Genomic DNA, 23,887 nt, shown 5'->3' with positions numbered 1-23,887 from the left:
GCCGATCGGCTTCGGGACCCTTCACCTTTTGTACGATCGCCGGCCTCAGCCGGATTCGCGGACCACCACGCGCGGGTGCACGACCATGCGACCACCCGGGCGGTAGTCACGGCCTCGGATCAAGGTGGTGATCGCGTCCGAGGCGCCGGAGCCCATCGTGCGGGTGTGCATCGAGACGCTGGTCAGCCTCGGCCAGACCAGGTCGCAGAACGGCAGGTCGTCGGCGCCGACCACGGCCATGTCGTCGGGCACCGACCAACCGCACTCGCGCAGCGCGGAGATGATCATCAGGGCGAAGTCGTCGTTGCCCGCGAACACCGCGGTCGGCGGCTCGCTCTCGCGCTGCCACTGCCGCACGATGGCCAGCACGTCCTCGCGGACGTACCCCACATCCACCCGGCGCAGCGAGACTCCTTCCTCCTCGGCCGCGGCCTGCGCGCCCGCCCAGCGCTCCTCGCCCAGGAAGGCGAGCGGCCCGGACGGGACCAGGCACGCCAGCCGGCGGTGGCCCCGATCGATGAGGTGGCGCACCGCGACCCGGCCGGTGTCCCGGTTGTCGAAGATCGCGGTGGGCACGTCGGGGTGCTCCTCGCGGCCCCACGCGAAGATCGCCCGGACCCCGGCCCGCTTGAGCACGTCGACCGCGCCGCCGGTGAGCCGGTTGGACTCGGCCATCACCGCGAGCGGGCGCAGCGCGGCCCACTGCCGGGCCGCGTCGGCCCCGCGCGAGGTGCGGTCGGCGTGGATGAGCAGGCTCAGCTCGTGCCGGTTGAGCGCCTCGGTCAGCTCGTCGATGAACGCCTCGAGGAGTTGGCCCATCGGCTGCAGCGGCAGCGGGAAGAGTACGACGTCGCTGTTGCCCGAGCGCAACGATCGAGCGGGCGCGCTGGGCGCGTAGCCCAGTTCGCGCACCGCGAGCATGACCCGCTCCCGGGTCTGCGCGCTGACCCGGACCCCGGGTGGCGAGTTGAGCACGTAGCTCACGGTGGATCTGGATACGCCGGCGAGCCGGGCGACATCGGAACTGGTGGGCGGCTTCGCCCCCGCCTCCGGCGCGCTCATCCGTGACCCCCCGGGCGGCAAGTGACCGACTTCGTGCTCGTCATCTCGACGACACCCCCTACCGCACCCGCACGCGGGGCCGGCCCGCGCGCAACCGATGTCCACCGGATCACAGGGTCGCGCGATCCGATACCGCTTGGTTAGCGGGGACAACCTTGGCCGTAATCGCTCGAATGCGCTACCGACAGGTGTCGGTCGTTACAAGATCACTCGCAGTGACGATTCGCTGCGGATTGCGCTCTGTTCAAGCCTTGAACAATCAAATCGTTATCTAGTCGGACTGATTTCACGTTGTGGACCCATTCCCCTGCTTATTCGTGTCACCTAGGCTCCCAACCCAACACCTCGTCAGCAGATTCGAGACCTCCGTGCAGGGAGGGTTTCGAGTCCCCTCCATCGGACGGTCCACATGAGTTCGACCACCACAGAGGCACCCGACTCGTCGTCCCCTGCGCCGGATTCCACCCCCGGTGTCGAGCACACCGGGTACAAGATCGGGCCGCTCTACGCGACGCTGCCCATCGCCAACATCGCGCTGTACATGCTGTGGCTGGGTGTCGGGGTCTACCTGCTCCCGACCCAGGTCATCCACATCAAGGGCGTTCCCGACCAGGAAGCGCTCAAGTGGCCGATCTTCTGGGGCGCGCTGTTCGCCACGGTCGGCAACCCGCTGTTCGGCAAGCTGTCCGACATCACCCGCTCGCGCTTCGGCCGCCGCTCGCCGTTCATCCTGTTCTGCGCGCTCGTCGGCGCGGCCGCACTGTGCCTGCAGGCCAACGCGAACTCGATCGCGGTGGTCGGCCTGACCTGGGGCGTCATCCAGTTCATCATGAACGGGTACCAGGCCGCGGTGACCGCGGTCATGCCCGACCGGGTGCCCGCGGGCAAGTACGGCCGGTTCTCCGCGATGATCGGCCTGGGCATCCCCGTGGGCACGATCGTGGCCTCGCTGCTGCTGGCCGGCGTCGACCTGAGCATGATCGGGATCGACGCCCGGATCGGCGGCTTCGACGGCACATTCGCCGATCCGGCGGACGGCGGGGCCAAGGGCTTCTACCTGATCGCCGCCGTGCTCGTGGCCGCCGCGCTGATCTTCGTGATCGTCAGCCCGGACAAGTCCTCCAAGGACATGCCGCGGGAGAAGTTCGAGTTCGTCTCGTTCGTCAAGGGCTTCTGGGTCTCGCCGCGCGAGCACGCCGACTTCTTCATCGCCCTGGTCTCGCGCCTGGGCGTGATGCTCGGCTACATGGTCGTCCTGCAGTTCAACTTCTTCATCCTGTTGATGTACATCGAGATCCCGCAGGCCGAGGTGCTGTCCAAGCTGGGCACCCTCACCGTGATCAACGCCGTGGTGACCATCGTCGCGGCCGTCGTGATCGGCCCGATCGTGGACCGCGTCGGGCGGGTCAAGCCGTTCGTGATCGGCTCCGGCGCCGGCGCCGCGCTCTCCCTGATGATTCCGCTGGTGTGGGCCACCGAGGACGGCATGATCGCCTTCCAGGTGGCCAACGGCTTGTTCTTCGGCATGTACATGGCCGTCGACATGGCGCTGATCACCCAGGTGCTCCCGCGTCCGCAGGACGTCGGCAAGGACATGGGCCTGATCAACATCGCCAACGCCGGGCCGCAGATCGCCGCGCCGTTCCTGGCCCCGTTCCTGGTCGACGACCTGGACTTCGGCTACGAGGGTCTGTTCGCCTTCGCCGCCGCGATATCCCTGGTCGGAGCGCTGTTGGCACTACTGGTCAAGCGCGTGCGGTAGGTGCGCGGGCGGCAGGCCCGCGCGCGGCTTCGCGCGCCGCAAACGCCGACGGGGCGGACCGGATCACCGGTCCGCCCCGTCGGTATGTCGGCGCTGCTCACCCGCGGGTCGGGTCGGATGAGGTCGGGTCGGGTCGCCGCTCACGCGCGCGGGATCTCGCCCGCCGTCCAGCGGCCGGTCAGCAGCGCGCCCATGTCGTCCCAGGCCTCGTCGATGACGCGGGCCAGGCGCGCGACGTCCAGCACCTCGCCCTCGATCCACTCGTCCATCGCCACCCGCATCACCGAGTGGTACAGGGTCACCAACAGCGCCGGGCGCCGGTCCCGTTCGGACTCCAGCCCCTCGCGCCGGGCGATCTCCCGGGCCATCCGCCGTTCCAGTTCCATCGCGTTGCGCAGCGACGCGGCCAGCAGTACGGGAGTGGCCTCGATCATCCGGCGCATCCGCAGGAACTCCTGCCCCGCGCCCTCCTGTTCCTTCTCGGCGACCCGGGCGAACACCTCGGCGCCCGCGCGCCGCAGCGCGGTCAGCGGCGCCTCTTCCGCCGGGCGGGCGGTGAGCGCCTCCAGGAACAGTCCCTCGAACTCGATCGCCCGGGCCAGCGCCACCTCCTCCTTGCCCGCGAAGTAGCGGAAGAAGGTGCGCCGGGACACCTCCACGGCGGCCACGATCTCGTCGATCGTGGTGGCGTCGTACCCCTTGCGCAGGAACAGCTCCAGCGCGGCGTCCACCAACGCCTCGCGCGTGCGTTCCTTCTTGCGCTCCCGCAAGCCCGTCGCGGTGCCGGCCGTGTCCCGCACGTTGGGTGATCCTCTCGTTCGCCTATGCACAGTATGACACTTGCCACTGTGTGCAATTTGAGTGATTTGGCTATATGGCACTGTGTGCCATATCGTTCGATGGTTCGATGCGGCGCTGGACACGGATGGATGTAGGGGACGCATGAGTCAGACTTCGACGGCGGCGACTTCGGGCGCGCTCCCGCCGGACATCTCGAAGAGCGCCGTGCGCCGGGGCATGCAGGGGCATCCCTGGCTGACCCTGCTGGCGGTCGCCTTCGGCGTGATGATGGTGGCCCTGGACGGCACCGTGGTCGGCATCGCGAACCCGGCCATCTCCAAGGACCTGGACGCCTCGCTCGCCGACCTGCAATGGGTCACCAACGGCTACCTGCTCGCGCTCGCGGTGTGCCTGATCCCGGCCGGCAAGCTCGGGGACCGCTACGGCCACAAGACGATCTTCCTGATCGGCGCGGCCGGCTTCGCCGCCACGTCGCTGATCATCGCGTTCTCGCAGTCGGTCTCGATGCTGATCGCGTTCCGGGTGCTCCAGGGCGTGTTCGGCGCACTGCTCCAGCCCACCGCGCTGGGCCTGCTGCGCAACAGCTTCCCGGGCAACAAGCTCAACATGGCGATCGGCATCTGGGGCGCGGCGATCTCCACCGCGACCGCCGCCGGTCCGATCGTCGGCGGGCTGCTGGTCGAGCACGTCAGTTGGCAGTCGGTCTTCTACATCAACGTGCCGATCGGCGTGCTGACCCTGGTGGTGGGCATCTGGGCGCTGGCCAACAGCCGGGTGGCCGGCGCGAGCAACCGGATCGACTACCTCGGCGTCCTGCTGCTGTCGGTGGCGATGTTCTGCCTGGTCTGGGGTGTGATCAAGAGCGGCGAGAACGGCTGGGGCAGCGCGTACACGCTGGGCTTCATGGCCGCCGCGCTGATCCTGCTCGCGCTGTTCGCGCTGTGGCAGACCAGGGCGCCCGAGCCGCTGATGCCGCTGGTGATGTTCCGCAACCGGTCGTTCTCGATCGGCATCGTGCTGATGATCTTCATGGCGTTCGCGATGTTCGGCGCGATGTTCTTCATCACCTTCTACCTCCAGGGCGTCAACGGGCTCAGCCCGACGGAGACCGGCGTGCGGATGTTGCCGATGTCCGTGGTGATGATGATCGGCTCGCCGATCGGCGGCTTCGCGATCACCAAGCTCGGCCCGCGCGTTCCGATCATCGCCGGCCTCGCGCTGTCCGCGACCGCGATGGCGCTGCTCGCCCGACTGGGCGAGGACGCGAGCTTCGGCGCCACGATGGTGCCGTTCGTACTGCTCGGCTTCGGGCTCAGCCCGATCATGGTCGGCGCGACGGACATCATCGTCGGCAACGCCTCGCTCGAACTCTCCGGCGTCGCGTCCGGCATCCAACAGGCCGCGATGCAGGTCGGCGGCGCGCTCGGCACCGCCGTGCTCGGCGCGGTGGTGGCGGCCAAGGTCTCCTCGGTGCTGCCGGACCGCTGGCCGGCCGAGGCGGGCGCCTACGACACGCTGCCGCACGGCCGGCGCGAGGCGATCGAGGGGTCGGTCGCGCAGGGCTTCCCGCCGGTGGACCCGGCGACCATGAACGGGCGCACGATGGACGCGGTCCGCCACGCGTCGGACACCACGTTCCTGGACGGCATGCAGCTCGCCTTCACGATCGCCGCGATCACCATGGCGGTCGGAATCGTCCTCGCGCTGTTCGTCCGGCAGGGCGAGAAGCGGGAAGGCGCGGTCGCCGTGCATGTGTAGGGCATGATCGACGGGGAGCGTCATCCCCAGGCAATGGTCGTGGGCAAGACCGTCGCGCCGTCCCCGATCGACATCGGGGGCGGCGTTCCGGTTTGCCCGGCAAATTAGACAGGTATTCTTACCTCGTGCAGCAAGACACCTCCCCCGGGCCCGAACTGGTGACGTTGCTGGTCGGCGCCGTGCGCGGGATCAGCCAACTGTTCTCCGACCGCATGACGGCCGCCGGCTTCGACGAGATCCGGCCCACGCACGGCTTCGCGCTGACCCTGGTCGGCGAGGGCGGCACCACCGCCACCGAACTAGGGCGTCGGCTGGGCATGACCAAGCAGTCGGCCGGCGAGGTGGTCTCGCACCTGGCCCGACACGGATACGTCGAGCGCAAGCCCGACCCCGCCGACCGCCGCGCGCGCCGGATCACCCTCACCGAACGCGGGCGCGAGTGCCTGCGGGTGATCTGGGCCGAGCTGTCCTGGATCCAGGGAGCGTGGACGAAGGCGGTCGGCGACGACGGCGTCGAGGTGCTCAAGGAAGGTCTACGCGCGGGCATGCGCCAACTCGGCGCGTCCGGCGAACTGCCCGACAACCTGAGCCAGGCCTGGTGGTGGCGGGAGAACTAGGGCGTGTCCTGGATCGCCTGCCGAGGGGACCGCGGCGGATGTCCGCACCCGCCGTCGGTTCACAGTGGCGGCTCGAACTCCTTGCGGGGGGCGACGTAGGTGTCGGTGAGATAGGCCAGTTCCACCGGCTCTGCGTGCGCCCGGACGAACTCGCGTACCCGGGCCATGAGTTGCGCCTTCCGTTCGGCCTCCATCGCGGCCACGTAGCTGAACGTCGAGAACCGCTCCAACACCTGATCGTGCGTCAGTTCCTCGCTCCACCGGAACACCCTGCGCTCGGCGGGCGCGAACGGCTCGGCGGCGGCCAACTCCGAGCGATAGTCGTGCAGCTTGTGGAAGGGCCACTCGGCCACCTCGTGCAGACCCGCGACGAACACCTCGCTCTCGTCCAACTCGTTCCACACCATCGCCAACGCCCCGCCGGGCCGCAACACGCGCGCGATCTCGCCCAGCGCGGCCTCGGGCTCGAACCAGTGGAACGCCTGGGCGACGGTGACCACGTCGTAGGCGCCGGCCGGAGCCGGGATGCGCTCCGCGCTGCCCGCGTACACCGGCACTTCCTCGACCACCCGGGCGAACGTCTCGCGCATCGAGGCCGACGGCTCGACGGCGATCACCTTCGCGCCGCGCTCGACCAGCAGCCGGGTCAACTTGCCGGTACCGGCGGCCAGGTCGAGCACCCGGGTACCGGGCCCGATCCCGGCCGCGGCGCACAGGTGTTCCACCGCCTCGGCCGGGTAGGACGGCCGCGCCCGCTCGTACCGATCCGTGCCCTGGGCGAAGCCGCGCGTGCCGAGATCGTCGGTCGTCATGCCGCGCATTCTCGCCGGGCCTCCCCGGTCGGGACAAGGGACCTCAGGGCCTGCCGAGCAGGACCACCGCGGCCAGCACGCACACCGACACCGCGGTCAGCAGCGTCGCGCGGATCGCCCGACCACCGCACACGGGGTCGCCGGCCCGCAAGGCCCGGTCCACCTGCCGGTGCCGCAGCAGCCCCACCGCGTACACCGTGAGACCGGCCGCCATCACCGCGCCCCCGGGCAGCATGAACCACCAGCGATCCGGCACGTGGCCCGCGTGCACCAGCAACGCCCCGTTGGCGACGAACGCGAGCGACGTGCGCGACCACGCCATCCTGGTCCGCTCCGGTTGCAGCCCCGGATCCAGCGGTGCGCCCGGCAGCGACGCGGGGCGCGACATCAGGAGGCGATCATGAGCAGGGCGCTCAGCACGATCACGACCACCAGGCCCACCGAGAGCACCAGGGGCACCGCCGAGAACGGCAACGCGTGCCCGAGCCGCATCGCCCGCTCGACCCGGTACCAGCGCCGGTACGCGGTGGCCGACAGGGTCAGCGCCAGCGCGATCAGGGCCAGGCCGAGCACCAGCCGCTGTCCGCGCGAGGCCAGATCCGGGACCAACTGGACCACCGCGACACCGCCCGCGAGCAGCGCGAGGGCGGTGCGGATCCAGGCCAGGAAGGTCCGCTCGTTGGCGAGCGTGAAGCGGTAGTCGGGCTCGTCCCCGATCTCCCGCAGCCGGGAACCCTTGCGGTCGGATCTCATGATCTTCATTATCGGCATTCGATCATGATTCGATCGCGCCGGCCTCGGGCCGGGCCCGGAAAAGCCGACGAGCCGCCTCCCCCACACGGGGCAGGCGGCTCGACCGGAGTCCCGGAACCGGGCGCGGCTAGCGCAGCAGCGTCGGCTTGAGGTCCTTTATCCGCGCGAGCAGGCCGTTCACGAAGGCCGGCGACTCGTCCGTGGAGTACTCCTTGGCGAGTTCGACGGCCTCGTCGATGGCCACGACGTCGGGGACGTCGCTCTCCCAGAGCAGTTCGTAGATGCCCAGGCGCAGGACGTTGCGGTCCACGCCGGGCATCCGGTCGAGCGTCCAGCCCACGGCGTAGGTGCCGATCAGGTCGTCGATCCGCTTGCGGTGCTCCTGGACGCCCTCGACCAACTGCATCGTGTAGTCGGCGACCTGGGGCTCCGCCTTGTCGGCCTGGAACCGGCCGACCCAGTCCGCGAGGATGGTCACCGGGTCGACGCCGCGCTGGTCGGCTTCGAACAGGATCTGCAGCGCGCGCTTCCGGGTCTTGCTGCGGGCACCGGCCACTAGCTGTTCACGCGGCCCAGGTAGTCACCGGAACGGGTGTCGACCTTGACCTTCTCGCCCGTCGTGATGAAGAGCGGAACCGCGATCTCGAAGCCGGTCTCCAGCTTCGCGGGCTTGGTGCCACCGGTGGACCGGTCGCCCTGGACACCCGGCTCGGTGTACTCGATGAGCAGCTCGACCGAGGCCGGCAGCTCCACGTAGAGCGCGGCGCCCTCGTAGATCGCGACGGTCGCCTCGAAGCCTTCGAGGAGGTAGTTGGCGGCGTCGCCGACGGTCTCGGGCGAGATCGGCAACTGCTCGTACGTGTCCGTGTCCATGAACACGAAGTCGGTGCCGTCCTTGTACGAGAACTGCATGCCGCGCTTGTCCACGGTGGCCGTCTCGACCTTCGTGCCGGCGTTGAAGGTCTTGTCCACGACCTTGCCGGAGAGGACATGCTTGAGCTTCGTACGAACGAACGCGCCGCCCTTGCCGGGCTTGACGTGCTGGAACTCGACGACGGACCAGAGCTGGCCATTGTCGAGCTTGAGCACCATGCCGTTCTTCAGGTCGTTGGTCGTGGCCACGAGTGTGGTGTCTCCTGCGTGCTTCTGGGACCGGATGATCGCGCGTCGGACGGGGCGGGTGCGAAGACAGCCCGCTACAGGACGAGCAATTCCTTGGTCGTGATGGTGAGTAGCTCGGGGCCGCCGTCTTCGAGCGGACGAACCACAAGGGTGTCCTCGATGCGGACGCCGCCTCGGCCCGGGAGATAGATCCCCGGTTCGACGGTGACCGGCATGCAAGCGTCCAGCTTACCGGTCGCCGTCGGACCCAGACGCGGGTCCTCGTGGATCTCGAGACCGACGCCGTGCCCGAGGCCGTGTTCGAAGAACTCCAGGTATCCGGCCCGCTCGATCACCTCGCGCGCGGCCCGATCCACCGCGACCGCCTCGGCACCGGGCACCAGCGCCTCGCGACCCGCCTTCTGGGCGGCGAACACCACGCCGTAGATCTCCTGCTGCCACGCGGCCGGCTCGGTACCGATCACGAAGGTGCGGGTCATGTCGCCGTGGTAGCCGCGGTAGCGGGCACCGAAGTCGATCTTGAGGAAGTCGCCGTCCTCGACCCGCCGGTCGCCGGGGTCGTGATGCGGGATCGCCGAGTTCGGCCCGGTGGCCACGATGGTGGGAAACGCCACGGCGTCCGCGCCGTGGTCGGCCATCCGCCGCTCCAGCTCCATCGCGATGTGCCGCTCGGTCCGCCCGACCAGGATCGACTCGATCATCTCGCCGAGCGCGCGGTCGCCGATCTCGCAGGCGATCCGCAGCGCGGCGATCTCCGCCGGATCCTTGACCCGGCGCAGGTCCTCGACCACCCGGCCGAGCTTGACCAGCGCGGCGGCGGGGCTCTCCTCGGCGAGCACCGCGCCCAGCGCGCGGTACAGCTCGACCGTCACGTGCTGTTCCTCGATCGCCAGCCGGACCGCGCCGGCCGCGGCGGCGCGCTTGGTCAGCGCCTGCGCGCAGGCCCGCTCGACGAGCAGCTCGACGCCCGGCGACTCCTCGCCCGCCTGGGTCGCGTACCGACTGTCGGTGCACAGCACGGCGCCCGAGTCGGCGGACCCCTCGCCCGCCGCTCCCGGCGCGTACACCAGCAGCGCGCCGTTGGAACCGGTGAAACCGGTCAGATAGCGCACATTGACGAGATTGGTGATCAGGGCGACATCGGCGCCGGCACCGGCCAGGCGGGAACGCAGCCGATCACGGCGTTGAGCATGGGCCTCGGGCATGGGACCAGCGTAGTCCCGCGAGGTAGGCGGAGCCCGGCGTGACTCGGCGGACTGCATCCTTCGGGCTGCGACCAGGGCAATCGCGTGAAGGCCGGACAGCGGCCGAGGTCGGGTCCTACGCTGCCTGCGAGGGGGTGTACTTCAGTGGAAATCAGCGGAAATGACGGACCTCGCGTCGTGCCGGCGGACGAGCGGCTGGTCCGTCAGATCGAGGCCGCGGGTGCGCGGTACCGGGCGGCGGAAGCGGATCGCGGCGAGATCGAGCGACGGCGCGCCGCGGGCAGCCGCTTCCCGGACGACGACGACCGGCTGCAACTGCGCGCGGCCCGGCTGGTCGAGCAGCACGAGGTGCCCGGGCAGGTGTTGCTGGCCACCTCGCCGGACGAGAGCGCACCGCGACTGGCCGAGCGGATCATAGGTGTCACCAACGACCTCCAGAGCCTGAACTTCCTTGCCCGCGGGTTGCGGGCCGCCGCGTGCGTGGCCCGGATCTGGTATTCGACGGGCGGGCCGGTGCGACCGCAGGCCACCGGCTTCCTGGTCGCGCCGAGCCTGCTGCTGACCAACCACCACGTGTTCCCGGACCTGGCCACCGCGCGCGGCGCGTTCGCCGAGTTCGGCGCGGAGATGGGCGTCGACAACGATCTGCCGGCGCACACCACGCGCTTCGCGCCGGACCCGGACACCCTGTTCCTGACCGACGAGGACCTCGACTTCGCCCTGGTCGCGATGCGCCCGGGCGGCGACGGCCGCCCGCCCGGGCAAATCTTCGGACACATCGGGCTGATCGCGGCCGAGGGCAAGCTGGTGGTGGGCGATCCGGTGAACGTGATCGGTCACCCGGACGGGCGGCTCAAGGAGATCGCCATCCGGGCGAATCGGTTCACCCAGCGCTTCGACGACTTCCTCCACTACGAGACCGACACCGAACCGGGCAACTCCGGATCGCCGGTGTTCAACGACCAGTGGGAGGCGGTCGCGCTGCACCACAGCGGCGTGCCCGCGCACGATGCCGGCGGCGCGGTGCTCGATCTCCAGGGGGCGCCGTGGCGACCCGAGCAGGGGTTGGCGCAGATCAAGTGGATCGCCAACGAGGGGGTGCGGATCAGCGTGATCCTGGCCCGGCTGGGCGCGCTGGCCGCGAATGACGACCGCGTGCGAACGCTGCTGGCCGAGTTGGGCGCCGGTTCGGGGCTGGGCACGACACCCGCGGCGCGCACGGCGGTGCCCGCGCCGCGCTCGCCGGTGGAGCCCGCGTCCGGTGCCGAGGCGGTCACCGTGTCGGGGGTGTCCGGGCGCCCGGGTGCGTTCGGCGGCCGGGTGCGGCTGGTGTTCCTGCACGGGCGCAGTCAGCAGGGGCACGATCCGGCGGTGCTGCGGCGGAGTTGGGCGGCCGGGCTGAACAGCGGGCTGACCATGGCGGGGCTGCCGACCGTGGATCCCGAGGACGTCTGGTTCCCCTTCTACGGTGATCGGCTCGTCGAGGTGATGGAGTCGGCGGCGCCGGTCGAGGCACCGTTGTCGCCGTCCGCACAGGGGTTGTACGACGAACTGCTCGACGAGGCCGCGCGCCGGGCCGGGATGCCGGCGCCGGGTCGGATCGTGGTGACCGAGAGCATCTGGGATCACGTGGTGGGCAGGGTGTACGAGCCGCTCGGCTGGATCGCCGCGCACACCGGGGTGGATCGGCTGGTCATCCGGACCGCGTTCCGCGATGTCGCGGCGTATCTGGACCGCGACGACACGCGCGAGGCGGTGCTGGAGCGGGTGCTCGCCGGATTGCCCGGGTCCGGTCCGGTGGTGCTGGTCGCGCACAGCCTGGGCACGGTGGTCGCGATGGACCTGCTGACCCGGCTCGGGCCGGCGGTGTCGGTGGCCGGGTTGATCACGGCGGGCGCTCCGCTGGGGATGGACGCGGTGTACTCGCGGCTGCGGGTCGGCGGGCCGCGTCTGCCGCAGATCGCCGGGCCGTGGTTCAACGCGTGGTGTCCGACCGATCCGGTCGCGATCGGGTCTCCGCTGGCCGACGACTGGAGCGGGCTGGCGGCGGAGTGCACGGTGGCCAATCCGCACGATCGTGCGCACGACATCGGCGCGTATCTGGCGCATCGGGAGGTGGCCACGGCGATCGGGCGGCTGTTGGGGTGAGCGGGACTCTCGCGGATCGCGGTCGAGGTCGCGGGCTCGGGGACGCGGGCTCGGGATGGCCGGCTCGGGGCCTCGGGCTCGCGGGCACGGGCTCCGGGGCACGGGCTCGGGGGTCACTCACGTGGGTGACTCCCAAGCCCGCGACCCCGCGAGCGGCCTCAGTCCTGGAGTTCCTCGGCCAGCGCGCGCAGTGCCAGCCGGTACGAGCCGATGCCGAAGCCGGCGATCGTGCCGCTGGCGACGGCGGCCACCACGCTGGTGTGCCGGAAGCTCTCGCGCGCGTACGGGTTGGAGATGTGCACCTCGATGAACGGCGCGGTGCGCTGGGCGACCGCGTCGCGCAGACCGTAGGAGTAGTGCGTGAACGCGCCGGGGTTCATCACCACCGGGATGCGGCCGTCGGCGGCCTCGTGCATCCAGCGGATGATCTCGCCCTCGTCGTTGGTCTCGCGGACCTCGACGGCGAAGCCGAGCTCGCCGCCGAGCCGCTCGCACTCGGCGACCAGTCCCTGGTACGAGGTGGCCCCGTAGACGTCGGGCTCGCGGCTGCCCAGGCGGCCGAGGTTGGGCCCGTTGAGCACGAGCACCCTGCGCGCGCTCACCCGGACACCTCGGCGTACGCGGCGACCAGGAAGCTCGGGTCGGGCGCCTCCAGCACGACCGGCTTGGCCAGACCGTCCAGCACGATGAAGCGCAGCATGTCGCCGCGCGACTTCTTGTCCACGCGCATGGTCTCCAGCAGCTTGGGCCACGCGTCGCCGCGGTAGGTCAACGGCAGGCCGACCGAGGCGAGCACCGTGCGGTGCCGGTCGGCGGTCGCGTCGTCGAGGCGACCGGCGAGTCGACCCAGCTCCGCCGCGTAGACCATGCCGACGCTGACCGCGGCGCCGTGCCGCCACTTGTAGCGCTCGGCCTTCTCGATCGCGTGCGCGAGGGTGTGGCCGTAGTTGAGGATCTCGCGCCGGCCGGCCTCCTTGAGGTCGCCGGAGACGACGTCGGCCTTGACCCGGATGGCGCGGGTGATCAGCTCGGCGGTGTCCTTGCCCCGCGGGTCGCGTGCGGCCTCGGGGTCGGCCTCGATCAGGTCCAGGATCACCGGGTCGGCGATGAAGCCGGCCTTGATCACCTCGGCGAGGCCGCTGACGTAGTCGTTGCGCGGCAACGATTCCAGCGTGGCCAGGTCGGCGAGCACGCCGGCCGGCGGGTGGAACGCGCCGACCAGGTTCTTGCCCTCGGCGGTGTTGATCCCGGTCTTGCCGCCGACGGCCGCGTCGACCATGCCCAGCAGCGTGGTGGGCATCGCGATCCAGCGCACGCCGCGCAGCCAGGTGGCCGCGACGAAGCCCGCGAGGTCGGTGGTGGCGCCGCCACCGATGCCGACGATCACGTCGGAGCGGGTGAACCCGGTCTGACCGAGCACCGACCAGCAGTACGCCGCGACCGCGACGTCCTTGGCCTCCTCGGCGTTGGGCACCTGAATGGCGATCGCCTCGTAGCCCTGCGCGGCCAGGTCCTCGCGGACCGCCTCGCCGGTGGCGGTCAGCGCCTCCGGGTGCAGGATCGCCACGCGACGGGCGGACGTGCCGATCAGGCCCGCGAGTTCGCCGAGCAGGCCGGCGCCCACGAGCACGTCGTACGGCTCCGAGGCGCCGCCGACGCGGATCCGGACCGGCTCGGAGGGGTTGCCGCTCATCGATTCACGTCTTTCTCGGGCTCGGTCTGCTCGGATGGGGCCTGCTCGGAGGAAGCCTGCTCGGTGGCGAAGGCGCCGCGGATCTCGGCGGCGACGTCCTCGGGGGTGCGCCCGGCGGTGTCCACCGTCAGCGCGGCGACCTCGAGGTACAGCGGTCGGCGCGCCTGCATCAGCTCGCGCCAGCGGGCCCTGGGGTTGCCCACCAGGAGCGGGCGCGGCGCGTCCAGGCCGACCCGCTTGACCGCGTCCGCGAGGGCGACCTCGAGGAAGACCACCCGGTGTCCCTTGAGCAGCGCGCGGGTCGCGTCGTCCATGATCGCGCCGCCGCCCAACGCGAGCACGCCGTCGTGCTCGGCCAACGCCGCGGCGACCGCCTGGTGTTCGAGCGTACGAAAGTACGGCTCGCCCTCGTCGACGAAGATGTCCGGGATCGACTTGCCCGCGCGCGCCTCGACGTCGGCGTCGGTGTCGCGGAAGCCGACCCCGTGCGCCCGGGCGAGCAGCAGGCCCACCGTCGTCTTGCCCGCGCCGGGCGGCCCGACCAGGACCACCAGCGGGCCGGTGCCCGCGTCTTCGACGTCCGCGGTCTCGCTGTGCGCCGTGTCCCCGATGTCCGCCATGGCGCTACCGAATCTCCAGCGCGTCCAGGTAGCCGCGCACGTTGCGGGTGGTCTCGGCGACCGAGTCGCCGCCGAACTTCTCGGTGACCAGGTCGGCCAGGACGAGCGCGACCATCGCCTCGGCCACGATGCCGGAGGCCGGCACGGCCGCGACGTCGGAGCGCTGGTGGTGCGCCTGCGCGGGCTCGCCGGTGCGCACGTCGAAGGTGGACAGCGCGCGCGGCACGGTGGCGATCGGCTTCATCGCCGCCCGCACGCGCAGCACCTCGCCGGTGGACATGCCGCCCTCGACGCCGCCGGCGCGGTGCGACGTGCGCTTGGCGCCGTCGGGGGTGTTGACGATCTCGTCGTGGGCCCGCGAGCCGCGCGTGCGGGCCAGTTCGAAGCCGTCGCCGAGCTCGACGCCCTTGATCGCCTGGATGCCCATCAGCGCGCCCGCGAGCCGCGAGTCGAGCCGGCGGTCCCAGTGCACGTGGCTGCCCAGGCCCGGCGGCAGGCCGTAGGCGAGCACCTCGACCACACCGCCGAGGGTGTCGCCGGCCTTCTGCGCGTCGTCCACCTCGGCGACCATCGCGGCCGACGCGTCCGGGTCGAAGCAGCGGACCGGGTCGGCGTCCAGGCGCGCGGTGTCGTCGGGGCCGGGCAGCATGCCGGCGGGGGCCTTGGCCGCGCCGAACTCGACCACGTGGCTGACGATGCGGACGCCCGCCACCTGCTCCAGGAACGACTTGGCGACCGCGCCGAGCGCGACCCGGGCCGCGGTCTCGCGGGCGCTGGCCCGCTCCAGGATCGGCCGGGCCTCGTCGAAGCCGTACTTCTGCATGCCGGCCAAGTCGGCGTGGCCGGGCCGCGGGCGGGTCAGCGCCGCGTTGCGGGCCTGCGCGGCGAGCACGTCGGGGTCCACCGGGTCGGCCGACATGACCGTCTCCCACTTGGGCCACTCGGTGTTGCCGACCATGATCGCGACCGGGCCGCCCTGGGTGAGGCCGTGCCGGACGCCGCCGAGGAAGGTGACCTCGTCCCGCTCGAACTTCATCCGCGCGCCACGCCCGTAGCCCAGCCGGCGGCGTGCGAGCGCGTCCGCGACCAGCTCGGTCGTGATGGGCACGCCGGCGGGCAGCCCTTCCAGGGTGGCCACGAGTGCGGGGCCGTGCGACTCCCCGGCGGTCAGCCAGCGTAGGTTGCCCACGAATGCTCCTTCTTGCGCTTGCCGCGTATCACGTCCGGGAAGCGGCGCGGGGGCCGTCCACGATTCGCCCGGCGGATGTCCACCCGAATCCTTTCATGCCGGCGGCGGGCTCCCCTCGCCGCGTCCAGGTGTCGGACAGCGGCCTCGCCGCCCGCCGTCGTCTCACCAGGCGAGATGCAGCCGGGACAACTCCGCGCCGCACAACACCCCGCCGAGCGCGCCGAGCAGCAGCCACGGCCCGAACGGCAGCCGGCTGCCCCGGCGGGCCCGGCCCACCGAGACGAGCAGCCCGGCGGTGAGCCCGGCCAGCAGGAACGCCAGGAACGCGCCGGTGACCAGCACGCCCCAGCCCAGCCAGGTCAGGTGTATGCCGAGCACGCCGGCCAGCTTGACGTCGCCCATGCCCAGGCTCCCCCGGGAGAGCGCGGCCAGGCACAGGTGGTAGCCGGCCAGGGTGAGGCCGCCGAGCAGGGCCCGCCGGTACGCGGTGAAGTCGCCCAGCGCGAGCGACTCCATGCCCAGCAGCGTCAGCCCGGTCGCGAGCGTCACCAGCAGCACCGGATCGGGCAGCCGCAGCGTGCGCACGTCCACGATGGCCAGGGTCACGCCCGCGACGGCCAGCACCAGGAACGCGAGCAGGTCCAGGCCCGGCCCGAGCCGCCAGGCCAGCAGCGCGCACACCAGGCCGGTCAGCGCGGCGATCGGCAGGGCTCCGTAGCGCCCGGTGGCGGCCACGACCGGACCGGCGACGGGGCCGGGGCCCGGGGAGCGCGGCCCGGGGCCGGCGCCCTGGGCGAGCAGGAGGTGGATGGGACGGGGCAACCCGAGGCCGGCGACGAAGCCGAGCAGCGCACACGCGAGAGTGAGAACGGGGAACACGCCTGTGACGATACGCAGGATCCAACGGCGGTCACGTTCCGTCGTCCCCAGCGCCGATCCGATCATCGCAGGAATGCGGGATGCGAAAGGCGGCCCGTGGCAACGCGGTCGGGCGGGCACGGGGACGCGGACACGTGGGAACCCGGGAGGACGAATCCGGCCGGTGGGTCCCGCCCGGTGGGCCCGTACTCGGCCCTTCGTGCTCCGCGCCGCCCCGTCAGCCCCGCCCCGTCAGCGCCGCCTCGCCCGCCGCGCGCATCACGGCCAACGGCCCGGGTCGGCCGGTCATCAACTCGACCTGGAGCACCGCCTGATGCACGAGCAGGTCCAGTCCGCCCACCACCGGCCCGCCCGCGTGGCCCCACGCGCCCGCGAGCGCGGTGGGCCACGGGTCGTAGACGACGTCGAAGAGCACACCGGGCCCGGCGGGCACCTCGGTCGCGAGATGGTCGACCGCGCCCTTGGGCGTGGTCGCCACCACCAGCGGCGCGCGCAGCGCCTCGGCCGCGTCCGCCCAGGGGCGCACCTCGACCGCGACGCCGAGCCGCTCGCCCGCCGCGCGCATCTCGCGGGCCCGCTCCTCGCCGCGCACGTACACCCGTACCGGCCCGTCGGTGACCTCGCGCACCGCGGCCAGCGCCGAGGTCGCGGTGGCGCCCGCGCCGAGCACGGCCGCCGACTCGACCCGGCGCACGCCGCGTTCGCGCAGCGCCGCGACCAGGCCCGGCACGTCGGTGTTCTCCCCCACGCGCCGGCCGTCCGCGGTGCACACCACCGTGTTCACCGCGTCCACGTCGCGCGCGACCTGCCCGATCTCGTCGAGCAGCGGCCGGATCGCCCGCTTGAGCGGCATGGTCAACGACAGCCCGGCCCAGGACGCGTCGAGGTCGCCGACGAAGCCCGGCAGGGCCGCCTCGTCGATCTCGAACGCGTCGTAGGACCAGTGGGTCAGGCCCAGTTCGGCGTACGCGGCCCGGTGCAGGACCGGGGACAGCGAGTGCCGGATGGGCGAGCCGAGCACGGCGGCCCGGCGCGGGAGCGAAGTCGACTCGGTCACGGGCTCGTACTCGGGCTCGGGTGATCCTTTATCCACTTGGACAACTCGGCCTTGTAGGTCTGGAAGTCGGCGTCGTTGTCGGTGAACTTCGTGGTGCCGGCGATCGGGTCGACGGTGACGAAGTAGAGGTACTTGCCCGCGGGCGGCGCCACCGCCGCGTCGAGCGCGGCCTTGCTCGGGCTGCCGATCGGTCCCGGCGGCAGGCCCTTCTTGACCCGGGTGTTGTACGGGTTGCTCGCGTCGTTGAGTTCCTTGTTGGTGAGCTGGATGTTGCTCTTGTTGAGGTAGTAGTTGACCGTCGAGTCCAGCCCCAGCGTCATGTTCTTGCCGAGCCGGTTGTAGATGACCTGGGCGACCTTGCCCTTGTCGTCGGTGGTCTTGCCCTCGGCCTCGACCAGGCTGGCGATGATGATCATGTCGTAGGGCGACCTGCCCATCGCCTGGGCCTTGGCCGGCAGACCGAGCTTGTCGTACTCCTTGACCGCCTTGGCGACCATGTCCTTGAGCACCACGAGCGGGTCCATGCCGGGCGCCGCGACGTAGGACGCGGGGTACAGGAAGCCCTCGATGTTGCCCTTGGCGTATTCGGGCAGTCCGAGCGAGGGGTCCTTCGCGGCGGCCTCGACCTTTTCCTTGGGCACCTTGAGCGTCTTGGCCAACGATTCGTAGACCTGCGTGGCGCGAATGCCGGGCCTGAGGATGTAGTCCTGCTTGTTCTTCGGGTTGACCAGGATCTCGAAGGCGGCCTTGGCGGACATGCGCTTGGCCATCGTGTACGCGCCGGGCTGGATCTTGGACGCGCGCTGGTCCTTGTCCTCGCGGGCGACCTTGGTGAACGCCTCGACGCTCTTGGTCACCCCGACCCGCTTGAGTTCGTTGGCCATCTGCGGGGTGGCCCAGCCCTGCTTGATCTCCACCACGAGCGAACCCGAGCCGCTGCCGCTGTAGTCCGGCGGTGGGCCGAAACGGTCCTTCAGGAAGCCGTAGGCCCAGTAGCCACCGCCGCCGATGACGGCCAGGACGATCACCAGCGCCAGGGAGACGGCACAACCGCTGCGGTTCTTCTTCTTGCGGCCCCGGCCGCGCCGGCCGCCCCGCGAGTTGTCGTCCTTGCCCCGTCGCCGGCTGCGCGGCTCCGACTCCATGCGCAGTCCGAGATCGCTCATGCCGTGGGCCTTTCAGAGTCGGAGACGGACCCGGCCGGGGCAGGTGACACGGCCAGGCCCGGAGGACGTCCGGAACCACGCTCGGTGTCGAGCGCGTTTTGCAGGATCACGATCGCGGCCGCCTGGTCGACGACGCCGCGGGCCTTCTTCGCCTTGACGCCGGACGCCTGGAGGCCGCGCGTCGCGGTGACGGTGGTCAGTCGTTCGTCGACCAGGCGCACCCCGATCGCCGGGTCGAGCGCGGCGACCAGGCGATCGGCGAAGGACCGCGCCTTGGCCGCGGCGGCGCCCTCCGCGCCGGACAACGAGCGCGGCAGCCCGACCACGACCTCGATCGCCTCGTACTCGGCGACGATCTCCAGGATTCGGGCGACGTCCCGCTTGCCGGCGGGCACGGTCTCCACGGGAGTGGCGATCAACCCGTGCGGGTCGCTGGCCGCGACGCCGATCCGAACGTCTCCCACGTCGACCGCAATTCGTACTCCGCGTCTCAAGGTCGGCTCTCCGTCACAAGGCTCTGCGTCATTGACCGTCGGGGCTCGACGCCCCGTCATGCAAGTCCCCCGGCGGTGCGGGAGTCCGGTTCCAGACTTCCACACCCACCGGGGGAACGAGGGTAGGGGACGACTCAGGATGTACGTTCGGCGACTGTCCGGGTGACCGCGGCCAGCGCGTCGGCCACCTTGGCCGGGTCCGAACCGCCGCCCTGGGCCACGTCGTCCTTGCCGCCACCGCCGCCGCCGAGGGTCTGCGCCGCCACCCGGACCAGCTCGCCGGCCTTGACGCCACGCTCGCGCGCGGCCTCGTTGGCGGCCACCACGACCATCGGCTTGCCGTTCACGACCGACACGACCGCGACCGCGGCCGGGCGCGCCGCGAGCCGACCGCGCACGTCCAGCGCGAGCTTGCGCAGGTCGTCGGGCGTGGTCCCGTCCGGGAGCTGCGCGGTGGCCAGCGCCACACCGTGCACGTCCCGCGCGCCCTCGACGAGGCCCGCGGCGGCCTGGAGTACCTGGGCGCCGCGCAGCGCCGCGATCTCCTTCTCCGCGTCGCGCAGCTTGGCCATGATCGAGGCGACCCGCTCGGGCAGGTCCTCGGGACGGCCCTTCACCACGTCGGTGAGCTGGTTGACGATGGTGTGCTCGCGCGCCAGGAAGTTGTACGCGTCGGTGCCCACCAGCGCCTCGACGCGGCGCACGCCGGCGCCGATCGAGGACTCGCCGAGCAGCTTGACCAGGCCCAGTTGCGCGGTGTTGTGCACGTGCGTACCGCCGCACAGTTCCTTGGAGTAGTCCCCCATGGTGACCACGCGGACCCGGTCGCCGTACTTCTCGCCGAACATCATCACGGCGCCCTGCTTCTTCGCCTCGTCCATCGACATCACCTCGGCGGTGACGTCCAGGTCGCGTGCGAGCACCTCGTTGATCTTCTGCTCGACGTCGGTGAGCACGCTGCCCGGTACCGCGCCGGGTGCGCCGAAGTCGAACCGGAAGCGGCCGGGCGCGTTCTCCGAGCCGGCCTGCGCGGCGGTCGGGCCGAGCGCGTCGCGCAGCGCCTGGTGGGTCAGGTGCGTCGCGCTGTGCGCGCGGGCGATCGCGTTGCGCCGGTTGGTGTCGATCTGGGCCAGCGCCTGGGCGCCGACCAGGACTTCGCCGACCTGGACCCGGCCGCGGTGCACGGTGACACCGGCCACCGGGGTCTGTACGTCGCGGACCTCGACCACGGCGCCGGTGTCGAGCCGGATCCGGCCGGTGTCGGCGAGCTGGCCGCCGCCCTCGGCGTAGAAGGGGGTGTGGTCGAGCACGACCTCGACCTCGTCGCCCTCGTGCGCGGCGGGCGCCGGCACGCCGTCCACGAGCAGGCCGACCACGGTCACCTCGTTGGAGGTGTTCAGGTAGCCGGTGAACACGGTGCCGCCGGCCGCGTCCGCGACCTCGCGGTACACGGAGAGGTCGGCGAGCCCCTGCTTGCGCGCCTGGGCGTCCTTCTTGGCCCGTTGGCGCTGCTCGTTCATCAGCCGACGGAACCCGTCCTCGTCGACCGCCAGGCCCTGCTCGGCGGCGATCTCCAGGGTCAGGTCGATCGGGAAGCCCTCGGTGTCGTGCAGCAGGAACGCCACTTCGCCCGGGAGCGTCCCGGAGCCGGAGCTCTTCGCCTTGACGATCGACTCGTCCAGGAGCGCGGTGCCCTCCTGGAGTCGGGCCAGGAAGCGCTTCTCCTCGGCCACCGAGACGGCGTCGATCCGCTCGGCCTCCTCGATCAGGTTCGGGTACTGCGGGGCCATCGCCTTGATCGTGGTCTCGACCAGGTCGTGCAGCGTCTCGCCCTGCGCGCCGAGCAGGCGCATGTTGCGGATCGCCCGGCGCATCATCCGGCGCAGCACGTAGCCGCGGCCCTCGTTGCCGGGCACCACGCCGTCGCCGATGAGCATCACGGCGGTGCGCACGTGGTCGGCCACCACGCGCAGCGACACGTCGTCCTTGTGGTCTTGGCCGTAGGTCTTGCCCGCGAGTTCGGCGGCGCGGTCCAGGATCATCCGCGACGTGTCGATCTCGTACAGGTTGTCGACGCCCTGCAGGATGCACGCGAGGCGTTCCAGGCCGAGCCCGGTGTCGATGTTCTTCGCGGGCAGCTCGCCCAGGATCGGGTAGTCGTCCTTGCCGGTGCCCGGGCCGCGCTCGTACTGCATGAAGACCAGGTTCCAGATCTCCAGGTAGCGCTCGCCGTTGACCGCCGGACCGCCCTCCTCGCCGTAGGCGGGGCCGCGGTCGTAGTTGATCTCCGAGCACGGGCCGCACGGACCCGGTACGCCCATGGACCAGAAGTTCTCCGACTTGCCCAGGCGCTGGATGCGCTCGGCCGGCACGCCGATCACGTCCCGCCAGATCCGCTCGGCCTCGTCGTCGTCGAGGTAGACGGTGATCCACAACTTCTCCGGGTCCAGCCCGTAGCCGCCGTCCTCGACCGAGTTGGTGAGCAACTCCCAGGCGAGCGCGATCGCGCCTTCCTTGAAGTAGTCGCCGAACGAGAAGTTGCCGCACATCTGGAAGAACGACCCGTGCCGGGTGGTCTTGCCGACCTCTTCGATGTCCAGGGTTCGCACGCACTTCTGCACGCTGGTGGCGCGCTTGAAGCTCGGCTTGACCTCACCGAGGAAGTACGGCTTGAACGGCACCATGCCGGCGTTCACCAGGAGCAGCGTGGGGTCGTCCGCGACCAGCGAGGCCGAGGGGACGACGGTGTGTCCGCGCTCTTCGAAAAAGCGCAGCCAGCGCTTCCGGATCTCTGCCGATTCCATCAGCTGCCGTCCCTTCGGTCGTACCTTGCTTTGCCTTCGTACAGCTCACGCGGGTCGTAGAGGTCACGCCCGTCGTGCCAATCGTCGTGCGGTTCGCGCGCGCCGGGCAGCGCGCGGCGCACCGGGGCGGGCGGCAGCGACGCGGCGGCCACGTCCGCGCCGATGGCGCGGTACAGCTCCTGCTCGCGTTCGGCCATTCCCGCCCGGATCTCGTCCGCGAAGTACTTGATCGCCTCGCCGATACCGGTGACGTTGTCGGCGACGCCCTCGGGCGTGTACTTGTACGCCTTGTCCTTGACCTTGCGCGCGGCCCAGACGCCGGCGCCGGCGCCGACCGCGATCCAGAACAGCCTCGCCATCGGTCAGCCCCTCCCGCGCATGCTGCGCTGCCGCGCGACCTTCTGCGCCTTGGCCGCGACGCGCACCCGGCGGCCGAGTTCGGCGCGTTGCTGCGCGGACAGCGCGCGGCGGACGCCGTAGCTGAACGCGGCGGTCTTCACGAGCGGGCCGCCGAGCGTGGCGGCGACCGTGGAGGACAGCGCGGTGGCGTTCGTGGTCATGGTCTGCACGTTGCCCGCGATCTGGTCGACCCGGCCCATCTGGGCGTTGGTCGCCCGGACCGTCTCGGTCACCTCGTCGAGCAGCGGGACCGCCCGGTCCGCCACCCCCGCGACCAGGGTCGTGGCCTCCTTGAGCACCTTCGCCAGCTTGACCAGAGCCACTGCGAGAAAGGCGACCAGGATCGCCCAGAAAACCGCGATGATCATCAGCGCGACTTCGCCACCCGACACCGTCATGCGCTCCTTGATGAGTGGGATCAGTCGAGGAGGCGGATACGCGTCGCCCACCTCGGAAAACCCGACCCTACCGCGACCGCGCGGGTCCCCTCGTCCGAGGAAACCCGCGCGGTGGGTATGGCGCGTGTCGCGGCTTGCCGCCGTTTCCCGATCGACGGTGGGCAGGTGCCGGATCGGCGGCCGGCGCCGCCGGGACGCGGCCCGGGCGTCGGCGCGGATCGACGCCCGGCGCGGGCGCGGATCGACGCTGCGGTGTTGCGGTGTGGCGGTGCGGTGCCGCGGCGGTGCGTGCGTCGGCGCCGGCCCGAGTGTCCGGGTCGGCGCCGATGGGGGTGCGCGGGTCAGCGCGAGTAGTACTCGACGACCAACTGCTCGTCGCAGATCACCGGGACCTCGCGACGCTGCGGGAGCCGGTCCAGCCGGGCCATCAGCTTGTCCAGACGCGCCTCGATGTAGCGCGGGGTCTCGGCGGCGGCGAATCCGCCGGCCTGGACCACTTGGAACAGCGGCTTGTTCCGGCTGCGCTCGCGGACACCGACGATGTCGTCGGGCTTGAGCCGGTAGGACGGCTTGTCCACCTTGCCGCCGTTGACCTCGATGTGGCCGTGGGTGACCATCTGGCGCGCCTGGTAGACGGTGCGCGCGAAGCCCGCGCGCAGCACGAACGCGTCCAGCCGGCGCTCCAGGTCGACCACCAGTTCGTCACCGGTCTTGCCGGAGTGCTTGTTGGCACGGTCGAACGCGGCCCGCATCTGGACCTCGGAGATGTCGTACTGGAAGCGCAGCCGCTGCTTCTCCATCAACCGGGTCTTGTAGTCCGAGGACTGCTTGCGACCACGACCGTGCTCGCCCGGCGGGTAGGGCCGGTTCTCCAGGTACTTCGCGGCCTTGGGCGTGAGCGCCACACCGAGCGCACGGCTGCGCCGGATCTTGGGTCGGGTCTGGTTCAAGGTCGGGTCCTCCGTGCGGGGCTGTTTTTTCGGTGCTGGTCGTCTCGGGGGGTCGGTCGCGCACGGGTCGCCGTCGCGCCGGCGCCCCGGGGTGGGCCGCCTTCGCTCGGGCCGCCGTGACGCGGGTCGCCTTGCCAAGATCGGTGCACTTAGGTAAGCCTAACCTTAACGTCGATGCGTTCGGTAGCCCACAGCGGG

The 23,887-nt window shown here is 71.2% G+C and carries 24 protein-coding genes; 4 read left to right on the top strand and 20 right to left on the bottom strand.

The annotated features are described in order from the left end of the window. Nucleotides 1-45: 45 nt before the first annotated feature. Entirely contained in the window at nt 46-1,062 is a 1,017-nt protein-coding gene (locus tag ACWCPW_RS24680) for a LacI family DNA-binding transcriptional regulator (protein WP_449763774.1), read from the bottom strand. A gap of 409 nt (nt 1,063-1,471) precedes the next feature. Between ACWCPW_RS24680 and ACWCPW_RS24675 the strand changes: the two genes are divergently transcribed. Next, a complete protein-coding gene (locus tag ACWCPW_RS24675; protein WP_449763773.1) occupies nt 1,472-2,824 on the top strand; it encodes an MFS transporter in 1,353 nt (450 codons plus the stop codon). Between the two features lie 140 nt (nt 2,825-2,964). Here ACWCPW_RS24675 and ACWCPW_RS24670 read toward each other — a convergent pair whose 3' ends face one another. Beyond that, entirely contained in the window at nt 2,965-3,624 is a 660-nt protein-coding gene (locus ACWCPW_RS24670; protein WP_449763772.1) for a TetR family transcriptional regulator, read from the bottom strand. 217 nt (nt 3,625-3,841) lie between these two features. Here ACWCPW_RS24670 and ACWCPW_RS24665 point away from each other — a divergent pair, with 217 nt between their 5' ends. Next, nucleotides 3,842-5,383 carry an MFS transporter gene (locus ACWCPW_RS24665; RefSeq protein WP_449763803.1) on the top strand — a complete coding sequence of 514 codons (1,542 nt, stop codon included), beginning with the start codon at nt 3,842-3,844 and terminating at the stop codon, nt 5,381-5,383. A 125-nt stretch (nt 5,384-5,508) separates the two neighbouring features. Further along, on the top strand, nt 5,509-6,000 hold the full coding sequence (locus ACWCPW_RS24660; protein ID WP_449763771.1) for a MarR family winged helix-turn-helix transcriptional regulator: 492 nt from the start codon (nt 5,509-5,511) through the stop codon (nt 5,998-6,000). 59 nt (nt 6,001-6,059) lie between these two features. Here the strand turns inward: ACWCPW_RS24660 and ACWCPW_RS24655 are convergent, their stop codons facing one another. From ACWCPW_RS24655 to ACWCPW_RS24630, 6 genes are all read right to left on the bottom strand, one after another. Then, nucleotides 6,060-6,812 carry a class I SAM-dependent methyltransferase gene (locus ACWCPW_RS24655; protein WP_449763770.1) on the bottom strand — a complete coding sequence of 251 codons (753 nt, stop codon included), beginning with the start codon at nt 6,810-6,812 and terminating at the stop codon, nt 6,060-6,062. 43 nt (nt 6,813-6,855) lie between these two features. After that, nucleotides 6,856-7,200, bottom strand: a complete 345-nt coding sequence (locus ACWCPW_RS24650; protein WP_449763769.1) for a YidH family protein — start codon at nt 7,198-7,200, stop codon at nt 6,856-6,858. Next, nucleotides 7,200-7,574, bottom strand: a complete 375-nt coding sequence (locus ACWCPW_RS24645; protein WP_449763768.1) for a YidH family protein — start codon at nt 7,572-7,574, stop codon at nt 7,200-7,202. Before ACWCPW_RS24645 ends, ACWCPW_RS24650 begins: the two co-directional genes overlap by 1 nt. A 118-nt stretch (nt 7,575-7,692) precedes the next feature. Further along, entirely contained in the window at nt 7,693-8,121 is a 429-nt protein-coding gene (nusB, locus tag ACWCPW_RS24640; protein WP_360323203.1) for a transcription antitermination factor NusB, read from the bottom strand. Then, nucleotides 8,121-8,687: an elongation factor P gene (gene efp / locus ACWCPW_RS24635; protein ID WP_395871895.1), complete on the bottom strand. Its 567-nt coding sequence runs from the start codon at nt 8,685-8,687 to the stop codon at nt 8,121-8,123. Before efp ends, nusB begins: the two co-directional genes overlap by 1 nt. Before the next feature lie 74 nt (nt 8,688-8,761). Then, a complete protein-coding gene (locus tag ACWCPW_RS24630) occupies nt 8,762-9,892 on the bottom strand; it encodes an aminopeptidase P family protein (RefSeq protein ID WP_449763767.1) in 1,131 nt (376 codons plus the stop codon). 177 nt (nt 9,893-10,069) lie between these two features. Here ACWCPW_RS24630 and ACWCPW_RS24625 point away from each other — a divergent pair, with 177 nt between their 5' ends. Then, nucleotides 10,070-12,040: a trypsin-like peptidase domain-containing protein gene (locus ACWCPW_RS24625; protein WP_449763766.1), complete on the top strand. Its 1,971-nt coding sequence runs from the start codon at nt 10,070-10,072 to the stop codon at nt 12,038-12,040. A gap of 158 nt (nt 12,041-12,198) precedes the next feature. Here ACWCPW_RS24625 and aroQ read toward each other — a convergent pair whose 3' ends face one another. The 12 genes from aroQ to rpsD all read right to left on the bottom strand — a co-directional run bounded on the left by aroQ (nt 12,199) and on the right by rpsD (nt 23,689). Continuing rightward, nucleotides 12,199-12,642: a type II 3-dehydroquinate dehydratase gene (gene aroQ / locus ACWCPW_RS24620; RefSeq protein WP_449763765.1), complete on the bottom strand. Its 444-nt coding sequence runs from the start codon at nt 12,640-12,642 to the stop codon at nt 12,199-12,201. After that, complete coding sequence (gene aroB, locus ACWCPW_RS24615) at nt 12,639-13,733, bottom strand: 3-dehydroquinate synthase (protein WP_449763764.1); 1,095 nt, start codon at nt 13,731-13,733, stop codon at nt 12,639-12,641. The genes aroQ and aroB overlap by 4 nt, the downstream gene beginning before the upstream one ends. Beyond that, nucleotides 13,730-14,353: a shikimate kinase gene (locus ACWCPW_RS24610; protein ID WP_449763763.1), complete on the bottom strand. Its 624-nt coding sequence runs from the start codon at nt 14,351-14,353 to the stop codon at nt 13,730-13,732. Before ACWCPW_RS24610 ends, aroB begins: the two co-directional genes overlap by 4 nt. A 4-nt stretch (nt 14,354-14,357) precedes the next feature. Next, entirely contained in the window at nt 14,358-15,542 is a 1,185-nt protein-coding gene (gene aroC, locus ACWCPW_RS24605; protein WP_406299405.1) for a chorismate synthase, read from the bottom strand. 162 nt (nt 15,543-15,704) lie between these two features. Continuing rightward, a complete protein-coding gene (locus tag ACWCPW_RS24600) occupies nt 15,705-16,421 on the bottom strand; it encodes a prepilin peptidase (protein WP_449763762.1) in 717 nt (238 codons plus the stop codon). Between the two features lie 217 nt (nt 16,422-16,638). Beyond that, nucleotides 16,639-17,478, bottom strand: coding sequence for a shikimate dehydrogenase (locus tag ACWCPW_RS24595; protein ID WP_449763761.1), 840 nt, complete (start codon nt 17,476-17,478; stop codon nt 16,639-16,641). Beyond that, complete coding sequence (mltG, locus tag ACWCPW_RS24590; protein ID WP_449763760.1) at nt 17,475-18,644, bottom strand: endolytic transglycosylase MltG; 1,170 nt, start codon at nt 18,642-18,644, stop codon at nt 17,475-17,477. Before mltG ends, ACWCPW_RS24595 begins: the two co-directional genes overlap by 4 nt. After that, nucleotides 18,641-19,198 carry a Holliday junction resolvase RuvX gene (ruvX, locus tag ACWCPW_RS24585; protein WP_395871915.1) on the bottom strand — a complete coding sequence of 186 codons (558 nt, stop codon included), beginning with the start codon at nt 19,196-19,198 and terminating at the stop codon, nt 18,641-18,643. The genes mltG and ruvX overlap by 4 nt, the downstream gene beginning before the upstream one ends. Before the next feature lie 74 nt (nt 19,199-19,272). After that, complete coding sequence (alaS, locus tag ACWCPW_RS24580; RefSeq protein WP_449763759.1) at nt 19,273-21,942, bottom strand: alanine--tRNA ligase; 2,670 nt, start codon at nt 21,940-21,942, stop codon at nt 19,273-19,275. Further along, entirely contained in the window at nt 21,942-22,301 is a 360-nt protein-coding gene (locus tag ACWCPW_RS24575) for a DUF6167 family protein (protein ID WP_406299399.1), read from the bottom strand. Before ACWCPW_RS24575 ends, alaS begins: the two co-directional genes overlap by 1 nt. Nucleotides 22,302-22,304: 3 nt before the next feature. Further along, nucleotides 22,305-22,739, bottom strand: coding sequence for a DUF948 domain-containing protein (locus ACWCPW_RS24570; RefSeq protein ID WP_391587549.1), 435 nt, complete (start codon nt 22,737-22,739; stop codon nt 22,305-22,307). A gap of 341 nt (nt 22,740-23,080) precedes the next feature. Further along, nucleotides 23,081-23,689 (bottom strand): 30S ribosomal protein S4, encoded by a 609-nt coding sequence (rpsD, locus tag ACWCPW_RS24565; RefSeq protein WP_395871921.1) that lies wholly within the window; start codon nt 23,687-23,689, stop codon nt 23,081-23,083. Between the last annotated feature and the right edge of the window lie 198 nt (nt 23,690-23,887).

Source organism: Embleya sp. NPDC001921, assembly GCF_053594475.1.
This window is presented reverse-complemented; position numbering and strand designations above follow the sequence as displayed.